Below are 9,556 nucleotides of genomic sequence, written 5' to 3' on the forward strand. Positions count from 1 at the left end.
GGCGCGGGCGGAGGGGAAGCTCAGGGGCGCCGCCGCGCCAGATCGAGCTTCGTGTCGAGCAGGGCAATCTCGCGCAGGATCTCGGCCCGGCGGCTGCGGCAGGAGGTGTCGCGCAGCGTCTCGCGCAGGCGGGCCAGATCGCGGGTCAGCGCCACCGCCTCGGGCACCGCGCCATTGTCGCGCAGCAGCCGGTGCAGCACGGCGTTCTCCGGATCATCGCAGGGCGGCAGCGGCCTGCCCGCGCCGGGCAGGTTGTCGAATTCACCCCGCGCTTCGGCGGCGGCGATGCGGGCATTGATGAGGTCGATGAGCGGATGGTCCATGGCGCCTGCCGGGTGGGAGGGAGAGAAAGGGGGCGATGCACCCCGTCCGCCACAGGCGGACAGTTTGCGAAGAGGGGCTCTGCCCCCGTCCGCCAAGGGCGGACAGTCGTGGAAGAGGGGGCTCTGCCCCCGTCCGCCAAGGGCGGACTCCCCCGGAGTTTATCGGGCAAGATGAAGGGGCGGGCGCGGCGCAGGGGCACGCGCCCGCAGGGAGGAGTCAGTTCTTGACCGTGATGCGGCCATCGGTGGCGGGCTGGTAGGGGGTGTTCGCGGCGAGGTATTCCGCCATGACATCAGCCAGATCGGGGCCGAAATCATAGGCGTTCTGCGCGTCGCGGAACATCGCGTAGCCGTCGCCGCCATTACGGACGTAGTTGTTGGAGACCACGCCATAGAGCTTTTCCGGCTCGATCGGCGTGTCGCCCACCATGACGTCGGAGATGCGGCTGCCCGGTTCGGCGGCGGGATCGACGGTGAAGCTGAGCCCGGCCACCTGCGGGAAGCGGCCTGCGCCCTCTTCGATCTGGCTGGTGCCGCTTTCGAGGGCGTCGACGAGGGTAGCGCCGGTCACCTGAAAGGTCGAAAGCGTGTTCTGGAAGGGCAGCACGGTCAGCACCTCGCCCATGGTCACCGGCCCCGCGTCGATGGAGGCGCGCAGCCCGCCGCCATTGGTCAGCGCGATCTCGATGCCCTGATCGCGCACCCGCTCGAGCATGGCCCCGGCCACCAGATTGCCCATGGCGCATTCGCCGATCCGGCAGGTTTCGCGGCTGCCGTCGATCTCTGCCGCGGTTTCGGCGACGACGGTGCTGCGGATCTCCTCCAGCGGCTCTGCGGCTTCGGTGATGCGGGCCTTGACCGTCTCATCCTCGGCCACGGAAGCGTCAAGCAGCAGCGGCGCGCCGCTGGCCCCGGTCAGGGTGCCCGCGTCGTCAAAGGTCACGGTCAGTTCGCCCATATATTTGCCATAGGCATAGGCGGAGACGATGGCGGTGTCGCCCACCATGGTCGGATAGGGGCCGCTGGCGCCGTCCATGTCGCCGAGCAGGGTGTGGCTGTGGCCGCCCACGATTACGTCCACGCCGCTTGTTGCCTCGGCGATGCGCTGGTCGGTCGCGTAGCCGGAATGGCTGAGCAGCACGATCTTGGTGATGCCTTCGGCGGTCAGGCGGTCCACCTCGGCCTGCACCGCATCCACCGGATCGGTGAAGGTGATGTTGGGCCCGGGCGAGGCCAGTTCGGGATTGTCCACCGGGGTGAGGCCGATCAGGCCGATCCGGTCGCCGCCCTTGTCGATCACCGTGGATTTCAGGACACGGTCCTTCAGCAGCGGCTCGGAGGAGAGGTCGGCATTGGCCATCAGCAGCGGCGCGTCCAGCGCATCGGCAAAATCCGCCAGCACCTGCGGGCCGTTGTCGAATTCGTGGTTGCCCACCGCCATGGCCTCGTAGCCCATGGCATTCATCATCTCGGCGGCCAGCGCCCCGCGGTAATAGGTGTAGAACAGCGCGCCCTGAAACTGGTCGCCCGCATCCAGCAGCAGGCTGGTGTCATGCCGCGCCCGCGCCTCGGCGATGGCGGTGGCCATGCGCGCCGCCCCGCCGAAACAGTCGCCTGCGGCATTGTCCTCGGCGCTGCAGCCCGAATCGTATTTGCTGATCGGCTCGAAACGGTCGTGCACGTCATTGGTGTGCAGCAGGGTCAGCGTGAAGTCGGCATGGGCGGCACCGGCGCAAAGCGCCAGCAGCGCCGCGCTGGTCAAAAGGCGAAGGGGCATCGGAAATCCTCTCTCTGGGGGGCTGACTGCGGCGATGGTGCCCTGTGCGGCGCGCGCTGTCAAAGCGCCGTGAAGGCGGCGGGGATTGACCGGCGCGGCTTTCGGCGGCATCTGGACGGCATGCTGATTTACAAGATCCTCCGGGCCGGGGAATGGGCCGAATTGCAGGCGGCGGGCAGCAGTGCTGGCGCGCCGGTGGATGTGGCCGATGGCTACATCCATTTTTCCACCGCCGCGCAGCTGCGCGGGACGGCGGCCAAACATTTTGCGGGCGAGGCGGGGCTGATGCTGCTCTGCTACGAGGCGGAGGATCTGGGCCCCGCCCTGCGCTGGGAGGAGGCGCGCGGCGGCGCGCTGTTCCCGCATCTTTATGCCCCGCTGCCGCTGGCCGGGCTGGTCTGGTCGGCGCCGCTGCCGCTGGACGGGGCGGGCACGCATGTGTTCCCCGGGGATCTGGCATGAGCGCGCTGGAACGGGCAGGGCTGGCGCTGCTGCGCCGGGTTGATCCCGAACGCGCGCATGGTCTGGCGCTGGCAGCGCTGCGCGCAGGGCTGGGGGCGGCGCCGGGGCGGCTAACCTCGGACCGGCTGCGCTGCCGCGTGGCGGGGCTTGATCTGCCGAATCCGCTGGGGCTTGCAGCGGGGTTCGACAAGAACGCCACGGCGCTGGCGGGGCTCGCGCGGGCGGGTTTCGGTTTTGTCGAGGTGGGGGCCACCACGCCGCGCCCGCAGCCGGGCAACCCGCAGCCCCGGCTGTTCCGCCTGACCGAGGACCGCGCCGCCATCAACCGCTTCGGCTTCAACAACGAGGGCATGGAGGCGATGGCCGCGCGGCTCGCGTCGCGCCCGCGCGGCATGGTGCTGGGGCTCAATCTGGGGGCGAACAAGGACAGCGCCGACCGGGCGGCGGATTTTGCGCAGGTTCTGGCGCGCTGCGGCGGCGATCTGGATTTTGCCACGGTCAATGTCAGCTCGCCCAACACCGAAAGGCTGCGCGACCTGCAGGGCAAGGAGGCGCTTGCGGCGCTTCTGGCCGGGGTGATGGCCGCGCGGGACGGGCTGTCAGGCCCGATCCCGGTCTTCCTGAAGATTTCCCCCGATCTGGACGAGGAGGGGCTGCGCGACGTGGCGGAGGTGGCGCTGGCCTCGGGCGTGGCGGGGGTGATCGCCACCAACACCACGCTTGCGCGCGACGGGCTGCGCTCGGCCCATGCGGGCGAGGCGGGCGGGGTGTCGGGCCAGCCGCTGTTTGACCGCTCCACCCGGGTGCTGGCGCATCTGTCGCAGCTGACCGAGGGGCGGCTGCCGCTGATCGGCGTGGGCGGCGTGGGCTCGGCAGAGCAGGCCTATGCCAAGATCCGCGCGGGCGCCTCGGCGGTGCAGCTTTACACCGCGCTGGTCTATGGCGGGCTGGCGCTGGTGCCCCGCATCGTCGAGGGGCTGGATGCGCTTCTGGCGCGCGACGGCTTCGGCTCGGTGGCGGAGGCCGTGGGCACCGCGCGGCAGGACTGGCTGTAAAAGCGGCAGGGGGGCAGGGCGCCCCCCGTCCTCAGGCGCGGATGCGCCAGCCGGTGCGGAAGATGATCCAGATCACCGCAAGGCAGATGCCGGTAAAGCCCGCGATGGCCAGCAGGCTCAGCCCCACCGGCACGTCGGCCATGCCGAAAAATGCCCAGCGGAAGCCGGAGATCAGATAGACCACCGGGTTGAACAGCGTGATGGTCTGCCAGAGCGGCGGCAGCATCGAGATCGAATAGAACGATCCGCCCAGAAAGATCAGCGGCGTGACGATCAGCAGCGGCACCAGCTGCAGCTGTTCGAAATTCCCGGCCCAGAGCCCGAGGATGAACCCCAGCAGCGAGAAGCTGATGCAGGTCAGCACCAGAAAGGCCAGCATGGCTGCGGGGTGCATCACCTGCATGTCGATGAACAGCGCCGCCGTGGCAAGGATGACCGCACCGATGAACAGCGATTTGGTCGCCGCCGCGCCGACAAAGCCGATGACGATTTCCAGAAAGCTGACCGGGGCCGACAGCGGTTCATAGATCGTGCCGGTGAATTTCGGAAAATAGATGGCGAAGCTGGCGTTGGAGATCGACTGGCTGATCACCGACAGCATGACCAGCCCCGGCACGATGAAGGCGCCGTAGCTGACCCCCTCCACCTCCTGGATGCGGGAGCCGATGGCGGCGCCGAACACCACGAAGTAAAGCGAGGTGGAGATGACCGGAGAGATGAAGCTTTGCAGCAACGTCCGGAAAAAGCGGGTCATCTCGTAGTGATAGATGGCCCAGATGCCGCGCAGGTTCATGCCGGTTCCTCCTGTTTCGCCACCATGCTGACGAAGATGTCCTCCAGCGTGCTCTGCCGGGTCGACACGTCGCGCACCGCGATGCCCTCGCTGCGCAGATCCGCCATCAGATGCGCGATGCCGCTGCGGTCGGCGGCGGTGTCATAGGTGTGCACCAGCACCCGCCCGCCGTCTTCCAGCGCCAGCCCGCGATTCTGCAGCGCGGGCGGCAGCGTGGCCAGAGAGGTGTCCAGTTCCACCCGAAGCTCCTTGCGCCCCAGCCGGGACAGCAGGCGCTTCTTGTCCTCCAGCAGCAGGATGCGGCCGCCATTGATGACGCCGACGCGGTCGGCGATGGCCTCCGCCTCTTCGATGTAATGCGTGGTCAGGATGATGGTGGTGCCGCGCCCGCGCAGTTCCTCGACGATGGCCCACATGTCGCGGCGCAGTTCCACATCGACCCCGGCGGTGGGTTCGTCCAGAAACAGCACCTCCGGTTCATGCGACAGCGCCTTGGCGATCAGCACCCGGCGTTTCATGCCCCCCGACAGCGCGCGGGTCTGGGTGTCGCGCTTGTCCCACAGCGACAGGCGGCGCAGGATATCCTCCAGCAGCGCCTCGTTGCGGGGCTTGCCGAAGAGGCCGCGGGTGAAGCGCACCGCGGGCAGCACCTTGGAAAAGGGTTCAAGGTTGATCTCCTGCGGGACCAGCCCGATCAGGCTGCGCGCGGCGCGATAGTCGCGCACCACGTCATGCCCGCCGACCCGGACCGCGCCCGATGTGGGCTGCACCAGCCCGCAGATGGTGGAAATCAGCGTCGTCTTGCCCGCGCCGTTCGGCCCGAGCAGGGCGAGGATCTCGCCCTTCTCGATGGACAGGTCCACCCCTTTCAGAGCCTCGAACCCGCCGTCATAGACCTTGCGGAGCCCTTCGACCTCGACCATTGCCATGGGATGTCCCTCCTTCGTGGCTTGCCGCCAACCTAGACCTCCCCGCGCCGGATGCAATGTGCGCCCCTGCACAGGGCGCCCTGCCGGGAGGGGTCAGCCGCCGCGCACCGTGTCGATCATCAGCTGCACGTTCTCCGGATCGGCATCCGGGGTGATGCCATGACCAAGGTTGAAGATATGCGGCCCGTTGCGGAAGGCCTCGACCACGCGGCGGGTCTCGCGCACCAGCGCCTCGCCCCCGGTGACCATGTGCGAGGAGGCAAGATTGCCCTGCACGCAGCCCGACACCTGCACATGCTCGGCGGCCCAGTCCGGCGTCACGCTGTCATCCACCGCCACGCAATCGGCGCCGGTGGCCTGATGGAAGCCCACATACTGCGCCCCGGCCTGCCGCGGGAACACGATGACCGGCAGCCCCGGAAAGCGCGATTTCAGCTCTTGGGTGATGATCCGCGCGGGCTCCAGCGCATAGCGGCGGAAGGCGTCCTCGGGCAGCGATCCGGCCCAGCTGTCGAACAGCTTCACCACCTCGGCGCCCGCCTTCACCTGTTCGCTCAAGTATTCGATGGTGCCCTCGGTCAGCCGGTCGATCAGCGCGTCGAACACCGCCGGATCTTCCTGCCGCAGCGCATGGGCCGGGCCCTGATCCTTGGTGCCGCGCCCGGCGATCATGTAGGTGGCCACGGTCCATGGCGCGCCCGCAAAGCCGATCAGCGTGGTCTCGGCGGGCAGGCTGCGCGACAGGCGGCCCACCGTCTCGTAGATCGGCGACAGCGTGTCATGGATGGCGGAAACCGGCTTCAGCCGGTCAAAATCCGCAGCACTGGTCACGGTGGACAGCCGCGGCCCCTCGCCGGTGACGAACCACAGATCGGCGCCAAGCGCCTGCGGCAGCAGCAGGATGTCGGCGAACAGGATCGCGGCGTCAAAGCCATAGCGGCGGATCGGCTGCAGCGTGACCTCGGTGGCAAGCTCGGGGTTGTAGCACAGCGACAGGAAATCCCCCGCCTGCGCCCGGGTCGCGCGGTATTCCGGCAGATAGCGTCCCGCCTGCCGCATCATCCAGATGGGGGGAGTGGGCAGCACCTCTCCGGCCAGCGCGCGCAGGATGGTCTTGGTCATTGGGGGCCTCCGTGTTCCGTCAGGGCGGCAATATGTCAATTTCCGCCCCATTGCCACAGCGCTGCGCGCGACATAAAGCTGCCCCATGCATAGCGATCTGCCCTCTCCCGCCCAACCGCTCCGGATCGGCACCCGCGGCTCGCCGCTGGCGCTGGCGCAGGCCCATGAAACCCGCGACCGGCTGGCCACGGCCTTCGGCCTGCCGCCCACGGCCTTTGCCATCGTGGTCATCAAGACCACCGGCGATGACCGGGCGATGATCGCCGCCGACCGCCCGCTGAAAGAGATCGGCAACAAGGGGCTCTTCACCAAGGAGATCGAAGAGGCGCTGCTGTCGGGTTCCATCGACATCGCGGTGCATTCGATGAAGGACATGCCGGTGCTGCAGCCCGACGGGCTGATGCTGGACTGCTACCTGCCGCGCGAGGATGTGCGCGACGCCTTCATCTCGCCGGGCTTCGGCGGCATCGCCGATCTGCCTGCGGGCACGGTGGTGGGCACCTCCTCGCTGCGCCGTCGCGCGCAGCTTCTGCACCGCCGCCCCGACCTGCAGGTGGTGGAGTTCCGCGGCAACCTGCAGACCCGGCTGAAAAAGCTCGAGGACGGCGTGGCCGCCTGCAGCTTCCTCGCCATGGCCGGGCTCAACCGCATGGGGCTTTCTGGCCCGCACATGACCGCCATCCCCCCCGAAGAGATGCTGCCCGCCGTGGCGCAGGGCGCCATCGGCATCGAACGGCGCGAGGCTGATGCGCGGGTGGCGGAAATGCTGACGGCGATCCATGACGCGCCCACGGACCGGCGGCTTGCGGCGGAGCGGGCCTTCCTCGCCACGCTTGACGGATCCTGCGAGACGCCGATCGCCGGGCTGGCGGAACTGGACGGCGACAGCCTTCACCTGCGCGGCCAGATTCTCAGCCCCGATGGCCGCCGCGCCTTCGCCGGGGACCGGCGCGGCAGCGTCGGGGACGGCGCCGCCATGGGCCGCGATCTGGCGCGCACCCTGCTGGCCGAGGCGGGGCCGGATTTCTTTGCGTGGAAGGCAGGATGACGCCGCGCCCGGCTTGAACTTTTCCGATTTCCGCAGGCCTCAAGCCCCGCGCAGCGGCGCGGGGCTTTCATATTTGCGATGAAACAGAAGAAAGGGGGGCTCTGCCCCCGCCCGCGCTGGCGCGCGGACTCCCCCGGGATATTTTTAGCCGAAGGAAGGGCCAGAGCGCGCCCATGGTTTCCATTGGCCCCAAATATCCCCGCCGGAGGCTCCGGCGGGGCCGCCTGGATCAGCGGTTGCCTGCGAAGCGCGCCTGCCAGTCCTCGCGTTCCTCGTCCGTGATCTTGCGGAAGGTGACCTCGGGCACGGTGAAGCCGTGGCCTGCGGGCAGGATCTGCAGCGCGGTGTCGAGATCCGCAGGCCAGCTGCGGTCGGTCACGGCGAGCGCGTCGAGCAGGGCGGCGGCGGCATCGGGGATGAAGGGTTCCGAGATCACCGCGTAAAGCCGGATCAGGTTCAGCGCGAGGCGGATCTGCGCGGCGGCCTGTTCGGGGTCGGTCTTGAAGGTCGACCAGGGGGCCGCTTCCTGCAGATATTCGTTGCCGAGCACCCAGGCCGCGCGCAGGGCGCTTGCGGATTTGCGCACCTCGGCCTGGGACATATGCTCTTCGTAGTCGCGGATTTTTGCCGTCAGATCGGCGATGAGCTGCGCCTCGCGCGGGCCGAGGCTGCCGCCCTCGGGCACCACCTCGCCGAATTTGGAACGGCAGAACTTGGTGACGCGGCTGGCGAAATTGCCCAGCACGTCGGCCAGATCCTTGTTCACGCTCGTCTGGAAATTCTCCCAGGTGAATTCGCTGTCCGAGCTTTCGGGGGCATGGCTGAGCAGCCACCAGCGCCAGTAATCCGGCGGCAGGATCTCCAGCGCCTGATCCATGAACACGCCGCGCCCGCGCGAGGTGCTGAACTGGCCGCCGTCGTAATTCAGGTAGTTGAAGGATTTGATGTAATCCACGAGCTTCCACGGCTCGCCGCTGCCAAGGATGGTGGCGGGGAAGCTGAGCGTGTGGAAGGGCACGTTGTCCTTGCCCATGAACTGGGTATAGGTCACGTCCTCTGCGCCCCTGTCGGTGCGCCACCAGCGTTCCCAGTCGCTGCCCTTGCCCGCATCCACCCATTCCTGCGCGCAGGCGATGTATTCGATGGGGGCGTCGAACCAGACGTAGAAGACCTTGCCCTCCATGCCGGGCCAGTCCGCGTCGCCCTTTTTCACCGGGATGCCCCAGTCGAGGTCGCGGGTGATGCCGCGGTCCTGCAGCCCGTCGCCATCATTGAGCCATTTCTTGGCGATGGAGGTGGTCAGCACCGGCCAGCCTTCGCGGGTGTCGATCCACTGTTCCAGCTGGTCCTTCATGGTGGACTGGCGCAGATAGAGATGCTTGGTCTCGCGCATCTGCAGGTCGGTGGCGCCCGAGATCACCGAGCGCGGGTTGATCAGATCCACCGGGTCGAGCTGTTTGGTGCAGTTGTCGCACTGGTCGCCCCGGGCGCTGTCGAAGCCGCAATTGGGGCAGGTGCCCTCGATGTAGCGGTCGGGCAGGAAGCGGCCATCGGTGGGCGAATACATCTGGGTTTCGGAGACTTCGCGGATCAGCCCCTGATCGGCCAGAACCCCGGCGAAATGCTGGGTCAGCCGGTGGTTCTGCGGGCTGGAGGAGCGGCCGAAATGGTCGAAGCTGAGCCGGAATCCCTCTGCGATCCGGGCCTGCACCTGATGCATCTCGGCGCAGTATTCGGCGACCGGCTTGCCCGCCTTGGCGGCGGCAAGCTCGGCGGGGGTGCCGTGTTCGTCGGTGGCGCAGAGGAACAGCACCTCATGGCCGCGGGCGCGCTGGTAGCGGGCGAAGAGATCCGCCGGAAGCTGGCTGCCCACCAGATTGCCCAAGTGCTTGATGCCGTTGATATAGGGGATCGCCGAGGTGATGAGGTGCCGTGCCATGTCCGTCCCGCTGCTGGTCCGCGTTTCGGGCGCTCTTACCGGATGTTGGCGGCTGTGGCCAGTGGCGGAGGGGGGGGGGGGGGGGGGGGGGGGGGGGGGGGGGGGGGG

9 protein-coding genes are annotated in these 9,556 nt (G+C 68.2%); 3 read left to right on the plus strand and 6 right to left on the minus strand.

From position 1 onward, the window contains the following. Window positions 1–20: 20 nt before the first annotated feature. Entirely contained in the window at window positions 21–323 is a 303-nt protein-coding gene (locus VK682_RS05845; protein ID WP_089843373.1) for a DnaJ family domain-containing protein, read from the minus strand. 217 nt (window positions 324–540) lie between these two features. After that, a complete protein-coding gene (locus tag VK682_RS05850) occupies window positions 541–2,100 on the minus strand; it encodes a bifunctional metallophosphatase/5'-nucleotidase (protein ID WP_230795922.1) in 1,560 nt (519 codons plus the stop codon). A 120-nt stretch (window positions 2,101–2,220) separates the two neighbouring features. Between VK682_RS05850 and VK682_RS05855 the strand changes: the two genes are divergently transcribed. Together VK682_RS05855 and VK682_RS05860 are read left to right on the plus strand one after the other, a co-directional pair. Then, window positions 2,221–2,562 carry a DUF952 domain-containing protein gene (locus tag VK682_RS05855; protein ID WP_230795921.1) on the plus strand — a complete coding sequence of 114 codons (342 nt, stop codon included), beginning with the start codon at window positions 2,221–2,223 and terminating at the stop codon, window positions 2,560–2,562. Then, window positions 2,559–3,617, plus strand: a complete 1,059-nt coding sequence (locus VK682_RS05860; RefSeq protein WP_230795920.1) for a quinone-dependent dihydroorotate dehydrogenase — start codon at window positions 2,559–2,561, stop codon at window positions 3,615–3,617. Before VK682_RS05855 ends, VK682_RS05860 begins: the two co-directional genes overlap by 4 nt. A 31-nt stretch (window positions 3,618–3,648) precedes the next feature. Here the strand turns inward: VK682_RS05860 and VK682_RS05865 are convergent, their stop codons facing one another. The 3 genes from VK682_RS05865 to hemE all read right to left on the minus strand — a co-directional run bounded on the left by VK682_RS05865 (window position 3,649) and on the right by hemE (window position 6,461). Next, window positions 3,649–4,410, minus strand: a complete 762-nt coding sequence (locus VK682_RS05865; protein ID WP_230795918.1) for an ABC transporter permease — start codon at window positions 4,408–4,410, stop codon at window positions 3,649–3,651. Next, on the minus strand, window positions 4,407–5,339 hold the full coding sequence (locus tag VK682_RS05870; protein WP_089843359.1) for an ABC transporter ATP-binding protein: 933 nt from the start codon (window positions 5,337–5,339) through the stop codon (window positions 4,407–4,409). The genes VK682_RS05865 and VK682_RS05870 overlap by 4 nt, the downstream gene beginning before the upstream one ends. A 93-nt stretch (window positions 5,340–5,432) precedes the next feature. Then, entirely contained in the window at window positions 5,433–6,461 is a 1,029-nt protein-coding gene (gene hemE, locus VK682_RS05875) for a uroporphyrinogen decarboxylase (protein ID WP_230795916.1), read from the minus strand. An 85-nt stretch (window positions 6,462–6,546) separates the two neighbouring features. On the opposite strand from hemE, the gene hemC reads away from it, so the two are divergent. Beyond that, the gene (hemC, locus tag VK682_RS05880) at window positions 6,547–7,509 is read left to right on the plus strand and encodes a hydroxymethylbilane synthase (protein ID WP_230795914.1); all 963 of its coding nucleotides are present in this window, start codon (window positions 6,547–6,549) and stop codon (window positions 7,507–7,509) included. Window positions 7,510–7,738: 229 nt separating this feature from the next. On the opposite strand, the gene metG is transcribed toward hemC, so the two are convergent. After that, window positions 7,739–9,448, minus strand: a complete 1,710-nt coding sequence (gene metG, locus VK682_RS05885; protein ID WP_230795912.1) for a methionine--tRNA ligase — start codon at window positions 9,446–9,448, stop codon at window positions 7,739–7,741. Between the last annotated feature and the right edge of the window lie 108 nt (window positions 9,449–9,556).

The sequence above is a fragment of the Salipiger marinus genome (assembly GCF_035481585.1).
In the GTDB taxonomy this organism is placed as follows: domain Bacteria; phylum Pseudomonadota; class Alphaproteobacteria; order Rhodobacterales; family Rhodobacteraceae; genus Salipiger; species Salipiger marinus.